The following is a 13,861-nucleotide window of genomic DNA, read 5'->3' as shown; positions in this document are numbered from 1 at the left end:
ATGCCGCCGTTAGCGGTCGCTCGTCGCGAGCGACGGTGTCGTGGTCGACGATCTCGTGGTCGACGATGTCGTGCTCGAGGCGGCAACCGGGTCCGAGGACTCCGTCCGCAGGCCCCGCGATGCCACCCAGCCGACGATACCGAGGATCGCGAGGATCGCGACGACCGCGATCACCACCCAGGGCACGATGCCGAGCGGCGGAGCCCACACGGGATTGCGATACATCGCCAGCAGGTCCTCCTGCCCGACGCCCACCGCATATCGCGAGAGCGCGCCGGAGAACGTCAAATATTGACCGATCGCCACGAAGACCGCGACGACGACGTAAAGGCGCACGACTGGGACGCGCGCGCCGAGCCTATCGGCGATCGCCACGGCCGAGAACACCACGACGCTCACAAGTGGGACCAAGGCGTATCTGCCCTGCCAGATGTAGCCCGTCGACGTGATCGACATCGCCTGCACGACGGCCGGCACGAGGTACACGCCGAGGATCCCCACGACGATACCGGCGATCTTCCGTCCCCTGGCGACCCCCAACCCGAGGATGACCGTGCCGAAGAGGAGAGCCCACCACAATGCGTAGACGTACGGCGGCGCAAAGGTGTCGAGCCACCCGAACACGCCGATGAGCCCGGGATCGAATGCCCGGTCCGTCAGCATGGTGGCGAAAGCCGTCCCGGGAGACGTGTCGGCTCCGGGGAAATTGCCCATGGATCCGAGGGTTCCGGTCCAGAGGATCCAAGCGGCCGCGGCCGCGACCCCGGCGAAGATGACGCCCACGGTCGCGAGCACGCGCGGCATCCGGATCAGCTCCTGAAGACGAGCGGGCTTCGCATAGATGAGGGCCATCACCCCGATCATCGCAACCCACAACGGTGACATGGAGCGGCTGCTCGCGAGCACGATCCCGCTCAAGGCGAGAACGACGAGATCGGGGATCCTCGGCACGAGCGCGGCCCGCTCCTTCAGCACCGCAAGGAAGACGACGAGCAAGGCGAGCCCCGAAGCCACCTCGAGCGCGTTCGGGTTCACGGCGCCGGCGAGGAAGTACCACATCGGCGTGATCGCGGCGATGAAGCCGATGCCGACGATGAAGCGTCCGGACCAGCGCATGAGCGCCGTGAACGCCACTGCCAGGAATGCCGAGCAGATGAGTGCGCTCACGGTTCGCATCGCGAGCACGGCGACCTCGGTGTTCTCGATGAACAGCGATGGCCAGCCGACGAGGGCGTAGTACAACGGCTGGTAGAGCCCGGCCGACGTCGTCGACGGCTCGAGCCCTGAACTCTCCTCGGTGAAGTCCAGGCACGAGGCCGGAACGGTCGGGTTGAAGGCATAACACGTCCATCCCTTGGACTCCGCGATGCCTTCCGGAACGTCGACCCGGGTCACCGCGGGCTTGTCCGTGGCGTCCCCGATGAGCTCCCCGCGCACGACCGCGGATGCCTTGATCAGGTGCGACGGCTCATCGGGGCTCGCACCGAGCGGCGTCGCCACCGCCCAGGCCACCGTCAAGGCGGCGAACGAGAGCCAAGTGAAGAGGAAGACCCGCCACTCGGGCATGGAGCCATGGTTCGATTGCACGTGAGACCTGTTCGGAAGACGATCGGGAAGAGCGCCGGGGAGGCGACTCCGCACCCGCTGACGCATACTCCGATCGAGTTTAGTCGACGGCATGGTGCCGGAATGTCGCACGGCCGAGGGTGACGCCCGTGGCGGACGACGCTACGACGCGACCGCTCGGCATCCCAGCAGGGTGTGCGGGCCCGGACCCGTGTTGATTCCATAGACGCAGACGGTGTGCCGCCCGGGCGATGCGGCGAACGACTCCACGAAACCATGCGCGTCGCCGAGACCCGGATAGGCGCGGCCGACGTCGGCGCGCGGCGTGTCTGCGGCGTACGCGGCGCCCACTCCATCGACGTAGACGTGCACCTGAATCGATGACGCCGTGTCGGGGTCCAGCGCCCATCCGGATATCGAGATCGATCCGCCGGCAGCCGTCGCCGCCTCGAAGTTACCCAACGGGCTCCTGCCCGCCTCCACCGGAGCCGACTGCCCGACGGTGACATCCCAGCAACTGAGCAGCGTGTGGGGCCCGGGACCGGTATTGATCGCGAACACGCAGACCCTGTGCCTCCCGGCTGTGGCACTGAGCGTCTCGGCGAAGCCGTGCGCGTCGCCATAACCCGGATACGCCCTGCCGACATCGGGACGTGACTCGTCCGCCGTGAGTGCCACGCCGACACCGTCGACGTAGACGTGGATCGGAATGGAGTTCACGGTGTCCTGGTCGAGAGCCCATCCGGAGACGGTGATGCCGGACCCGGAGGCGGACACCGATTCGACGCGACCGATGGGCGACCTCCCCTGTTCGCGGATCGCGTTGGGTACGACGACGCTGCGGCATCCGAGGAGCGTGTGCGGCCCCGGGCCGCTGTTGATCGCAAAGGCACAGACGTTGCGAGCCCCCGACGCCGCGGGGATCGATGCGGCGAAACCATGCTGGTTGCCGTGAACGGGGTAGACCCGGCCGACGTCGGTGCGCGTCTGGTCGGCGCGGATCGCGTAGCCCACACCGTCGACGTAGACGTGCACCGCGATGGGCGGGACCGTGTCCGGGTCGAGCGCCCAGCCACCGACGCTGACTCCTTGCGCATCGCCGACGGCGGTCTCGAAGTTGCCGAACGGGGAACGGCCCTTCTCGCCGACGATGCTGACCGTGCGACAAGCCAGCTCCACGTGGGCTCCCGGGCCCGTATTGATCCCGTACACGCAGATCCGGTGATCTCCTGGGGCGACTGGGATCGTCTCTGAGAACCCGTGATTGTCCCCGTAGCCCGGATACGTCGCCGCCAGCCCGGCTCTCGCCTTGTTGGCCTGATACGCGACTCCGACGCCGTCGACGTAGATATGCACCGGGATCGGACCCGTGATATCCGGGTCGAGCGTCCACCCGGTCACCTTCACTGAGCCGACCCCGGCGACCATGGTGTCGACGGCACCGAGCGGCGAGCCGCCCATCAGCAGCATCCGCTTGCATCCGATGAGCGCATTGACGCCCTGCCCGACGTTGATGCCGTAGACGCAGACATCCTGTGTCCCCGAGGTCGGCACCTTGATGGTGGCATCGAACCCGTGGGCCCCTCCGTTGGCCGGGTACGCGGCTCCGACGTCAGGCCGGTTGCCGGCGGCCGTGAATGCGAACCCGGCCGTCCCCACGTACACGTGCACCGCGATCGACGCGGTCGTATTCGGGTCGAGAGCCCATCCGGCGACCCGGACGGTGCCGGGTTTCGCCTCGTACAGCTCGACGTTCCCGAAGGGGTTACCCGCACCCGTCGGGGATCCGAACCAATTATGGAAGAACACCCAGAAATTGCGGTTGCCATATGAGCTGCAGGAATTACCCGAACCGTTGAGATTCGCCAGCGCCGCTGCATTGGGCTGATAGGGCGTGTAGTTGTAGAGGTTCGCGGTCGCCTGGTTGCGGATGCTGACCGTGGTCGCCCCGCACGCCGTGTTGGGATGGAATCCGATGCTGACGGGACCGATCTTGAACCGACGGTCGGGGAAGTTCGTGTACTGGCGGAACTGCCACGCTGCTTTGTACACCTGGTTGTAGAAGCCGTAGAACTCGGCGTTGCACGGCGCGGTGTCGGGGCATCCGTAGCCCATCGAGACCTGATAATCGCCGGCGGTCGGCGACGTATCCGTGATGAGGCTGCGTTCCTTCTGCAGGGTGACGAGCAGGACCTGGGGATTGATCCCGCACGCTTGCGCGACCTTGACGATGATCCGGGCCGCCGGCTCGTTCTCGGCACCGGTGTATGCCGCGCAATGTCCCGGCCCTGCAGACGGTCTGGACCACGTGCTCACCGAATAGTTCTTCAGGCACGGATACCCGTTCGCTGCGACGCAATTCGGAACCTGCGCATTCAGAAATGCCTGGACTTGCGATTCGTTCATCGTCGAGGCGTTGAAGAACACCGAATCCGAGATGATGTGACCGGGATCCCAGTCGGCGGCACTCAGGGCCTTCGCGCTTCGATCGGCGCCGAACACCGCCAACACCGTCGCGACCAAGACCGTCACGACGACCACGACGACAGCTCGAAGTGCGCGTGTGGTCGAGCGCGATATTTGATCCCCAGCTGTACCGCTCACGCGAATCGACCCCCATGTCTACCTCCGTAGCACCGTACCGGAGGTCAACGGAGGTAGTCAGAGCCGCGCCGAATGAATCGACGATCAGTGCTGATTCACGCGATGGCGGGCGCCGCGTCTTCGGGATCGCACATATAGCCGTAGATGCCGCTCAGCGCGGCATCCCAGTCACTGTGGTTCGCGTCGATGCGCTCGAGTGCGCCCTTCGACAATCGCGCCCGCAGCTCCGAGTCCCGGACGAGTCGATCGAGCCGATCGACGATGTCGTCGTACGTGCGCATCGCCAGCAGCGAATTGTCGCCGTCCTGGAACAGCCAGCTGAACCAGGAACTGTCGGGTGCGACCATCGGAACTCCGCAGGCCATGAGTTCGAGCGGCAGGTAGGACGGGTGTCGCGAGATCTGGAGTGTGAGGCCGATGTCGGTCTCGCGGTAGATCGCACCCGTCGCACGGTAATCCAGCAGTCCGAGGTCGATGAAGTCGGCGGTCTGAGGCAGGTAGCGCGCACCGGCTGCCACAATACGGACGTTGTCGCCGTGGATGCGCTTGATCTCGCGCAACGCGGCGTACGCCAGCTCCCAGCAGTTGCGGAAGTGATCGCGTGCGTACACGAAGATCGTGACCGGCTCGTCGTCGCCCTTCTCCCGCCGACCCTCGGCGTGGTAGATCGTGCGATCCACCGCCGGATCGAAGTACATGGCCTTCCCACCGTAGAGACCCGAGTAGATCTCGTACATGCTCCTGGTGTTGCAGATCGCATACAGACCGAGGCGGTAGGTCTCCTCTGCCATCGCGTACAGCGTGCTCGCGGGGTAGAACCCCGGCTCGTAGTCCTGCATGAGGTAGAACTTGCGACGAACGCCGGGTGCCTTCGCGACATGGTCGGCGGTGAGCCACAGGGTCGCCACGGCCGCGTCCGCCTGCGGGAGAGCCGCGATGCTGTCGTCGGTGCCGTTGTAGAAGTGGATCTCGGCGTCGGCGAGGCCGGGGAACGCCGCGACGAGCGCGGAACGGAAGAACTGCTCGTTCGGCTCCGCCAGGAACACGAAGCGATTCTGCACGCCGTTCTGGAGCGCCAGCTTCTCCGCGATGCGGAACGCGGTGTTGAGCCCGCCGAAGAACGGCATGTCGATGTCGGGGATGAACCAGTTGATCGTCTCCACATGGTGGAATCCGTCGGCGGCGGTGTGGTCGGCGTGCACACGATCGACATCGGAGCGCGAGACGGACGCCTGGTGAATGAGCCCCGTCGCCTCCTCTGAGATCGACGAGCCCTGCTTCACCTGGATGTAGGCGCGGCCCATGACCTGCAGGGCGAGCTTCACCGGGCGCTCGTCGCGAGAACTCCGGAACCGCGGCACGGCCGACAGCTGGGAGACGTTCGGCGAGAGATACGGGTCACCTGCCGCCAGCCAGGGGTGGTAGCGCCAGTAGCTCGCGTAGAAGTCCTCGAGGGGAACCGACGTGCCGCGGGTGAGCGACTCGTAGTGTCTCACCGTGTCGAACGGGATCACTGCGTTCCGGCGGCCGCGCAGGATCTGGTCGAGTCCGAGGACGACATCGCTGCCGCAGAGGATGAAACGCTCATCGAGTCCGCCGACCGACTCGAAGTCCGACCGCCGGATCGCGACGCACGCTCCGGTGACCGCGAGGGTGTTGCGATACCAGCCGGTCGGCCCCACGAGCGAGTCGGATCCGGGTGTCATCCCCGTGAAGAGGTTGTCGGCGAACCCGCCGGGCCCCAGCATCACACCACCGTGCTGAATGAGGCCTTCGCCCTGGCGGAGCTGCAGCCCGACCGTCCCGATGCCATCGCGGAGGAGGAGTCCGACCATCTCCCGAAGCCAGTTCGGATCGACGATCTCCGTGTCGTCGTTCAGCATCACGAGGATCTCGCCCGTGCTGGCCCGTGCGGCCACGTTGTTCACCCGACTGTAGTTGAAGGGCTCCTCCGTCCACCAGAGGATGCGGAGGTCGAGGCCGCCCTTCGCGGTGACATACCACTCGTCGCGCTCGTCGCTCTGTCCTCCGTTGTCGATGACGACGACGTCGAACCCGGAATACTCCGTGCGCTCGAGCGATGGGAGGAGCCGGGAGAGGTTCGCACGGCCATGACGAGTGGGGATCACGATGGACACCGTCGGCCAGGTCTCGGGGATGAACCGGACCCGGACGACGCCGTGCTCGAGGCTCGTCTCAGCCCGCTCGCCCCGCTCCGAGAGCACCTCGCGAACCATCTCGGCATCCCGCGCCGTCGCGATGGCCCGGGTGCGACGCGGCTCTGACATGAGCACCTTCGGCACGCGGCCGACGGTGCGCTCGTTGAGCTCTGCAGAAAGCAGGAGCCGCCAGATTCCGTGGTCATCGAGCCCGATGCCGGCGATGCGGCGGGCCAGATCGACCCTGATCGCGAACGCGCGACCGAAGTAGTTGGCACCGAGGAGCATCTCGGGCGACCATTCCGGGCGGAAGTGCGGGTCGGTTCGACGCCCGTGGTCGAGCGTGTCGGTATCGAAGCCGATGGCCTCGAGCGAGGGATCGATGCGATGTGCGCGTGAGATCTCTTCGAGGGCCCCGGGTTCGAGCTGCGAACCCGCGGTGAGAAAGAGCACGAAGTCCGCATCGATCGGCTCGAGGAGCTCCGCCAGGTCGGTGCCCGAGTTCGCACGGAGCACGATGGGCGTCGCTCCGTCGAGCTCACCGATGGAGCGACGCGTGGCCTCGAACTCTTCGGGCTCCGCACCCGGCCGGGTCTCGACCACGACCGCGAACGTCGTCGTGGCGTCGGAGCGGACGGTCGTGGGCGTGTGCTCCTGATCGAGTTGCGCGCGCCATTCCTCATACGTGTCGAGGCCAGGACCGGGCGCGACCGGCGCGGAAAGCTCTATCACCGCAGAGAACTGCCGCCGTCCGGCACGGACGCCTTGCCTCGCCGCCGAGAGGACGCGTCGTGGAGGGGAGCCGATCGGGAAGATCCGTCGGGCGAGGCGTCCTAGGGTCGACTTCACGGATGTCACTCGCCCGAGTGTAGCCGAGCGGCCACGCCCCGCGGCCCGCGGCTCCCACTCAGGACGGGTGCGGTATTCTCGTGGGCGGATCACTCGGTCCGCCTGTTCGTATCTTCCGGAGGAGCCCCTGCATGTCTGACCCCGGGGCGCCAATGCATGAGCGCCGCACACGGTTGGCCGGGCTCGCCTGGCAGGATGCCGGCTCACCACCGAGCACATTGTCGGGAATCGTCTCCTCGCTGAAAGACATCTGGGATCGCCGAGAACTGCTCGGCATGCTCACCCGCAGGGAGCTGAAGTCCCGTTACAAAGACAGCGCACTCGGGTTCCTGTGGAGCCTTGCCAGGCCGCTGACGCAGCTCCTCATCTATTACGTCGTCGTCGGCCAGTTCCTCGGCGCGGCCCGTGCCATCGACAATTTCGCGATCTACGTCTTCGGCGGCCTCACGATCTACACGCTCTTCAGCGAGATCGTCGCGGGCGGAACCGGATCGATCATCGTCAACGCCGGCCTCGTGAAGAAGGTGTATCTCCCGCGCGAGGTGTTCCCGCTTGCGACCATCGGATCGTCGCTGTTCAACTTCCTCATCCAGCTCGGGATCCTGCTCGCTGCCGCACTGCTCGTGGGCACCATGCGTTGGGATGCCTCGCTGTTCTTCGCCTTCGGGTCGGTCGCGCTGATCCTCGTCTACGCCGCGGCCCTGGCACTCGTCCTCTCCGCCGTGAACGTGTACCTGCGGGATGTCCAGTACCTCGTCGAGGTCGTGCTGCTTCTCCTCATGTGGGCCTCGCCCATCGTCTACTCGATCGCACAGGTGGCGGGTGTGATGCCGAGTTGGGCATTGCAGATCTTCGTCGACAACCCCATCACGCTCGCCGTCCTCGGGTTCCACATGACATTCTGGTCGGCAGCGGATCTGGGCATCGCCGCTGCGGACCTCGCGGCACGCATGGTCGTCGCCGGTGTCATCGGACTCATTCTGCTGTTCCTGGCGCAGCGTGTCTTCGCGAAGCTTCAGGGTGACTTCGCTCAGGAGCTTTGACCATGACCACGACTGCATCCGTCCCCATCATCCGCGTCCAGAACGTCTCGAAGCGCTTCGTCATCCGCAAGGACAAGAGCATCAAGGAACGGATCACGAACTTCCGCCGCGGAGCACGTCACCGCGAGGATTTCTGGGCGCTCCGCGACATCGATCTCGAGATCGAGGCCGGCACCACGATCGGTCTGATCGGCCCGAACGGCTCCGGCAAGAGCACGCTGCTGAAGACCATCGGAGGCATCCTTCAGCCAACGCACGGCCGTGTGCAGCGCCGCGGTCAGCTGGCTGCGCTTCTCGAACTCGGCGCGGGATTCCATCCCGACCTGACGGGTCGAGAGAACGTCTATCTGAATGCGTCGATCCTCGGCCTGACGAAGGAGCAGACCGATCACCACTTCGACGCGATCGTCGAGTTCTCGGGAATCGGCGAGTTCATCGACACGCAGGTGAAGTTCTACTCGAGTGGCATGTACGTGCGACTCGCCTTCGCTGTGGCCATCCACGTCGACCCCGACATCCTGCTCGTCGACGAAGTCCTGGCTGTCGGCGATGAGGCATTCCAGAAGAAGTGCCTCGACAAGATCCGTTCCTTCCAGGAGGAGGGCCGCACGATCGTTCTCGTCACGCACACGCTCAGCCAGATCACGGCGCTGTGCAACCGAGCCATCGTGCTGGCCAAAGGCAGCGTCGTATTCGACGGCGATCCCGAGGATGCCGTGAGCATCCTCCGTTCGGGATTCGCCGCGACCACGCCGAAGGAAGCGGCGAAGATCGTCGAAGCCGGTGAGCGCGCCGAGGTCCGCTCCGTGCGCACGCTCGACGCCGACGGCAATCCATGCGAAGCGTTCGAGACGGGCGACGACATCACGATCGAGGTCGAGGTCGAGGCGGTACGACCGGTCGCCTCATGGGGCGTTGGCCTGCACGTGGACAACCCCTTCGGGCAGCTCGTCACCGGCGCGACCACCGGCAGCCTCCGCCAAGACCCGCTCGGCCCGCTCGAGGGCCGGCGACGGGTGCGATTCACGCTCCCCCAGGTGCCGATCGGATCCGGTGAGTACAACGTGACGATCGCGGTGATGGGCTCCGAGCGCCAGGAGATTGCACGCGCAAATCAGGCTGCCCAGTTCCGCGTTCGGAAGAACGCCCGATCCTGGGGGCCCGTCTTCACCGACGTGTCCTTCGACGCGGACCCCGCCCACCAGTGAGCCCTTCTCCTGCCCTTGCCGTCGTCACCGTGAGTTACCGCTCCGGATCGGTGCTTCCCGGCCTGATCTCCTCCTTGCGGGAGGCGACGAGCCGGCCGTACGAAGTGGTCATCGCCGACAACGCCCCCGACGACGGCGAGAAGAGGGTCGCCGTGGAGTCCGGCGCCCGTTACCTCCCGATGGATCGCAATGCCGGCTACGGCGGCGCCGTCAACGCCGCGATTCGGGTACTCGCCCCTGAGATCCAGTGGGTCCTGATCTGCAATCCCGACGTGCGCCTCCTCCCCGGCTCGCTCGACGTCCTCGTCGATCGCCTCGAAGCCGACCCCACCATCGGCGCCGTCGGGCCGCGAGTGCTCAACGAAGACGGGTCCACGTACCCGTCCGCACGCGCGGTCCCATCGCTGCGCACCGGCATCGGGCATGCACTCTTCGCGAACATCTGGAAGGGAAACCCCTGGACCCGCACCTATCGCACCCCGTCCGATCTCTCGGGTGAGGCTCGGATCGCAGGCTGGCTGTCGGGTTCATGCCTGCTCGTACGCCGAGCGGCATTCGATGCGATCGGCGGGTTCGACGAGGGGTACTTCATGTACTTCGAGGATGTCGATCTCGGAGTACGAATGGCTGAAGCGGGTCACCTCAATCTCTACGAGCCGTCCGCACGAGTCGTTCACACGGGCGCGCACTCTACTTCGGCCGAAGCGCCACGCATGGTCGCGGCCCATCACGCGAGCGCGCGCCGATTCGTGGGCCGCCGATATGCTGGACCGCTGCTCCTGCCAATACGATGGGCGATCTATGGCGCGCTCGGCGTCCGATCGCTCACCCTGCAACTGCAGGCGCGGGCACGGAAACCCGACAGCGGCCGGACGTCCGCATGACGCTCGCCCGCCCTACCTGAAGGTGATGCAATGAAGTTGGTCATGACCATGATGGTCCGCGACGAGGCGGACATCATCCGGGCGACGCTTGAACATCACCGCGCCCAAGGGGTCGACCGGATCATCGTCACCGACAACGGCTCGGTCGACGGTACGACAGAGATCCTCGAGGAGTACGCGAGCGACGGGCTCGTGGATCTTCACTTCGATCCCGTGCACCAGAAGCAGCAGAGCGAGGTCGTCACGGCCATGGCTCGCGATGCGTACACCGAATACGGGGCCGATTGGGTGATCAACGCCGATGCGGACGAGTTCTGGGTGGCACGGAACCCCGCGCGGACGATTCGAGACGTCTTGGAGAACACCCCACGTGTGTTCCAGACCTTCCTCGTGCCCGTGATCGACATGACGGGCATGCCCGCCCTCGAAGGCGCCGGACTCGATCGCCTGGTGTACCGCGACACTCGGACGGTCGACGAACTCCGCAGTCTCGGCCTGTTGGCTCACTCGACGCCCGATGCGGTTCACGTCGGCTCGCCCGAGATCGAGGTGGCGCAGGGCAACCACGCCGTGTCGCTCCCGAGCCGCGGCACACCGGCCCGCGACGACTCCCTCGAGGTGCTGCACCTGCCGTGGCGCTCGTGGGGACAGTATTCGCGGAAGGTCGAAGCGGCCGGTCGCGCCTACACGTCAGCGGGCGCAAAACGCCCCAGCCCGAACCACCACGGAATGATCGACTATGCCCGGATGCAAGCTGGGATGCTCGAGGGCTTCTACCTGATCCGGCACCCGGATGCCACACGGCTCGAGAGCGGACTCGCCGACGGCACGTTCGTCCTCGACGACCGGTTGACCTCACTCGCCCGCTACGGCCTGCCCGATGTGCCCTACGACGCGGATCGTCGCACCCGCGAGATCGCACGTGTCGCTCCGCTCGCCAGGGCCGAGGGACTGCTGTTCGAACGAGCACGACAGATCGAACAGCTCACGGAAGAGCTCACGGTACGGGCAGAGAAGGCCGAAGACCGCATCCGATCGCTAGAGGACGCCCTCGCGGATGCCCTGCGCGATCTCCACGAGGTCCGGTCGCGACGAGCCGTCCGGTTCCTCGATCGACTCGCGAACACCGCGCATGAGCTCACGTCTCCGATGCGCAGGGCAACGCACGCAGCCCGGAGCCGAGCCGGCACCGGGCGCGAAGGCGATTGAGCGATGGGCTACGAACTCGCCGCCGCGACCAGCGACCGCAGGTAGCGCCCGTATCCGCTCTTGATCAGGGGCTCAGCGAGCATATCGAGCTGTGAGAGGTCGATCCACCCAGCTCGCCAGGCGATCTCCTCGATGCAGCCGATCTTGAAGCCTTGGCGGTCCTCGATGACGCGCACGTACTCGGATGCCTGCATCATCGACTCGAAGGTGCCGGTGTCGAGCCAGGCCGTTCCCCGGTCGAGCACCTGGACCTTCAGCGATCCGTCCTGAAGGTACCGGTCGTTCACCGAGCTGATCTCGAGCTCGCCACGAGCGCTCGGCTCGATGGTCCTTGCGATCTCGATGACCCGATTGTCGTAGAAATAGAGTCCGGGGACTGCGAAGTCGCTCTTCGGCTTCACCGGCTTCTCCTCGATGGACACCGCCCGGAATTCGTCGTCGAACTCGACGACGCCGTAGGCGCTGGGATCGCTGACCTGGTAGGCGAAGATGAGCGCACCATCGACCTCTGTGTGCTGCCGGAGCGCGGAGCCGAGGCCCGAGCCATGGAAGATGTTGTCGCCGAGAACCAGCGCGACCGACTCGTCGCCGATGAATTCCTCGCCGATGATGAAGGCCTGGGCGAGTCCATCGGGCGACGGCTGAACTGCGTACTCGAGATGAATCCCGAGCTGCGACCCGTCGCCGAGAAGTGCCTTGAACTGCTCGTTGTACTCCGGCGTCGTGATGATGAGGATCTCGTTGATCCCGGCCATCATCAGCGTCGACAGCGGGTAGTAGATCATGGGCTTGTCGTAGATGGGCATGAGCTGCTTCGAGATGCCCTTGGTGATCGGCCACAGCCGAGTGCCGGATCCACCGGCCAAGATGATGCCGCGCATGCTCATCGCCCTTCGTTCAGCGAGTCGTAGAACGCTCGAGCGTTCTCCCACGTCGGCAGCAGGCCGGTGGCCTCGGCCTCGGCGAGCGTCGGTGCGTCGGTGTCTTTCGGCGAAAGCAGGAGGGCGTCGGATGCGATCGGGAAGTCGAGACCGACGGCGGGGTCCAATGGGTTGATCCCATGCTCTCGCTCCGCGTTGTACGGGGCGGAGACCAGGTAGCTGACGTTGGCGTCTTCGGTGAGCGCCACGAAGCAGTGGCCGAGTCCCTCCGCGATGTAGATGGCACGGTGATCGACATCATCGAGGAGCACGGAGTCCCATTGCCCGAAGGCCGGCGATCCGACGCGGAGGTCGATCACGAAGTCGAGCACGGCACCGCGCGGGGCGGTGACGTACTTCGCCTGGCTCGGCGGCACGTCGGCGAAGTGGATGCCTCGCACGACACCGCGACGTGAGACCGATTGGTTCCCCTGTGCGAGCGAGAGCGAATGTCCGATCACGGCCTCGAGCCGATCCGAGCGGTACCACTCGAAGAACACTCCGCGATCGTCGCCGAACGGCTTCGGGGTGATCTCGTAGCTGTCGGGGATCTTCAATTCGCGGATCTGCACCGGCCGAGTCTAACAAGTACGCGACCGGTTGCTGAGCTTGAAGCCGACGCTGCGCCCGGCGCCCTACGCTTCCTGAAGGCGGCGGATCGCAGATTCGGTATACGTCGCCGCGATGTGCGCGTCATTGGCGCCACCGAGGACGTTTAGATCCTGCAGCGCTTGTCCCTGCGTCTGTGGCACGGTCGGGAAGTTCTTCGCCTCCGCCTCGATCTGCCGCACGGTGTTGCCGGTGGTCACCGCGATCCAGTGAAGCCAGACGTCATCCTGCCTCGGGCACGTCGCAAGGAAACCGTCGCCGAACGACTTGACCTGTGCGAGGAACCGGGGCGGGTAGAGCGCCCCTGACACGCCGGTCGCAAAGTTCAGGTATGAGGGCTCCGTCGTACCGACCAGCGGCCACGTCAGATACGGCTCGAGTCGACCGTCGCGGAGCTACACGCGACGTGCGCGATAGCAGAGCACCTCGTCAGGGTGAACCTTGCTCGCGTCAGCAAGGCCGGCGAGCCACGTGAACGGATACAGCATGTCGTCGTCGGCGGTGACGAGTGGTCGATCGAACGAATCGTGGGCGAGCAGGTAGGGGTAGTACTTGGTGTGCGGGCCGAAGTTCTTCGACAGCCGCAAGGAGAGCCCGCGGCGCTGAAGCCGTTTGATGGTGCGAGGTGGCCGAGCGACGACCTCGGGCTCGTCCAGCCAGAGGAAGATCTCGGAAGGCTTGACGGTGCCGCGGCCGATCGTTTCGATCGTCAGATGCACCCGTCGCACGCGATCGCCGTGCGTGGTCAGGCTCACCACCGGACCGTCGCCAGTCAACGGCGCCCGACTGACCCGATTGAGGAGAGCCATC

11 protein-coding genes are annotated in these 13,861 nt (G+C 65.7%); 4 read left to right on the top strand and 7 right to left on the bottom strand.

The annotated features are described in order from the left end of the window. Positions 1–9 precede the first annotated feature (9 nt). From QFZ29_RS04580 to QFZ29_RS04570, 3 genes are all read right to left on the bottom strand, one after another. Positions 10–1,566, bottom strand: coding sequence for a DUF2142 domain-containing protein (locus QFZ29_RS04580; protein ID WP_306893057.1), 1,557 nt, complete (start codon positions 1,564–1,566; stop codon positions 10–12). Between the two features lie 162 nt (positions 1,567–1,728). Next, positions 1,729–4,107, bottom strand: a complete 2,379-nt coding sequence (locus QFZ29_RS04575) for a hypothetical protein (protein ID WP_306893056.1) — start codon at positions 4,105–4,107, stop codon at positions 1,729–1,731. 158 nt (positions 4,108–4,265) lie between these two features. Further along, positions 4,266–7,061, bottom strand: coding sequence for a rhamnosyltransferase WsaF family glycosyltransferase (locus QFZ29_RS04570; RefSeq protein WP_306893055.1), 2,796 nt, complete (start codon positions 7,059–7,061; stop codon positions 4,266–4,268). A 248-nt stretch (positions 7,062–7,309) separates the two neighbouring features. On the opposite strand from QFZ29_RS04570, the gene QFZ29_RS04565 reads away from it, so the two are divergent. From QFZ29_RS04565 to QFZ29_RS04550, 4 genes are read left to right on the top strand one after another with little or no spacing between them, the layout of a single operon-like run. Then, positions 7,310–8,221 (top strand): ABC transporter permease, encoded by a 912-nt coding sequence (locus tag QFZ29_RS04565; RefSeq protein ID WP_306893054.1) that lies wholly within the window; start codon positions 7,310–7,312, stop codon positions 8,219–8,221. 2 nt (positions 8,222–8,223) lie between these two features. Continuing rightward, positions 8,224–9,429, top strand: a complete 1,206-nt coding sequence (locus QFZ29_RS04560) for an ABC transporter ATP-binding protein (protein ID WP_306893053.1) — start codon at positions 8,224–8,226, stop codon at positions 9,427–9,429. Next, positions 9,426–10,313: a glycosyltransferase family 2 protein gene (locus QFZ29_RS04555; RefSeq protein ID WP_306893052.1), complete on the top strand. Its 888-nt coding sequence runs from the start codon at positions 9,426–9,428 to the stop codon at positions 10,311–10,313. Before QFZ29_RS04560 ends, QFZ29_RS04555 begins: the two co-directional genes overlap by 4 nt. Positions 10,314–10,355: 42 nt before the next feature. Beyond that, the gene (locus tag QFZ29_RS04550) at positions 10,356–11,522 is read left to right on the top strand and encodes a glycosyltransferase family 2 protein (protein ID WP_306893051.1); all 1,167 of its coding nucleotides are present in this window, start codon (positions 10,356–10,358) and stop codon (positions 11,520–11,522) included. A gap of 8 nt (positions 11,523–11,530) precedes the next feature. Here the strand turns inward: QFZ29_RS04550 and rfbA are convergent, their stop codons facing one another. From rfbA to QFZ29_RS04530, 4 genes are all read right to left on the bottom strand, one after another. Next, positions 11,531–12,403, bottom strand: coding sequence for a glucose-1-phosphate thymidylyltransferase RfbA (gene rfbA, locus QFZ29_RS04545; protein ID WP_306893050.1), 873 nt, complete (start codon positions 12,401–12,403; stop codon positions 11,531–11,533). Positions 12,404–12,405: 2 nt separating this feature from the next. Then, a complete protein-coding gene (locus tag QFZ29_RS04540) occupies positions 12,406–13,014 on the bottom strand; it encodes a dTDP-4-dehydrorhamnose 3,5-epimerase family protein (RefSeq protein ID WP_306893049.1) in 609 nt (202 codons plus the stop codon). 63 nt (positions 13,015–13,077) lie between these two features. Then, entirely contained in the window at positions 13,078–13,251 is a 174-nt protein-coding gene (locus QFZ29_RS04535; protein WP_306893048.1) for a hypothetical protein, read from the bottom strand. A gap of 195 nt (positions 13,252–13,446) precedes the next feature. Continuing rightward, entirely contained in the window at positions 13,447–13,806 is a 360-nt protein-coding gene (locus QFZ29_RS04530) for a hypothetical protein (RefSeq protein WP_306893047.1), read from the bottom strand. Positions 13,807–13,861 lie beyond the last annotated feature (55 nt).

Origin of the sequence: Agromyces albus (genome assembly GCF_030815405.1) — a bacterium.
In the GTDB taxonomy this organism is placed as follows: domain Bacteria; phylum Actinomycetota; class Actinomycetes; order Actinomycetales; family Microbacteriaceae; genus Agromyces; species Agromyces albus_A.
Note: the sequence above shows the minus strand (reverse complement) of the source record. Positions and strands in the feature narration are given on the sequence as shown.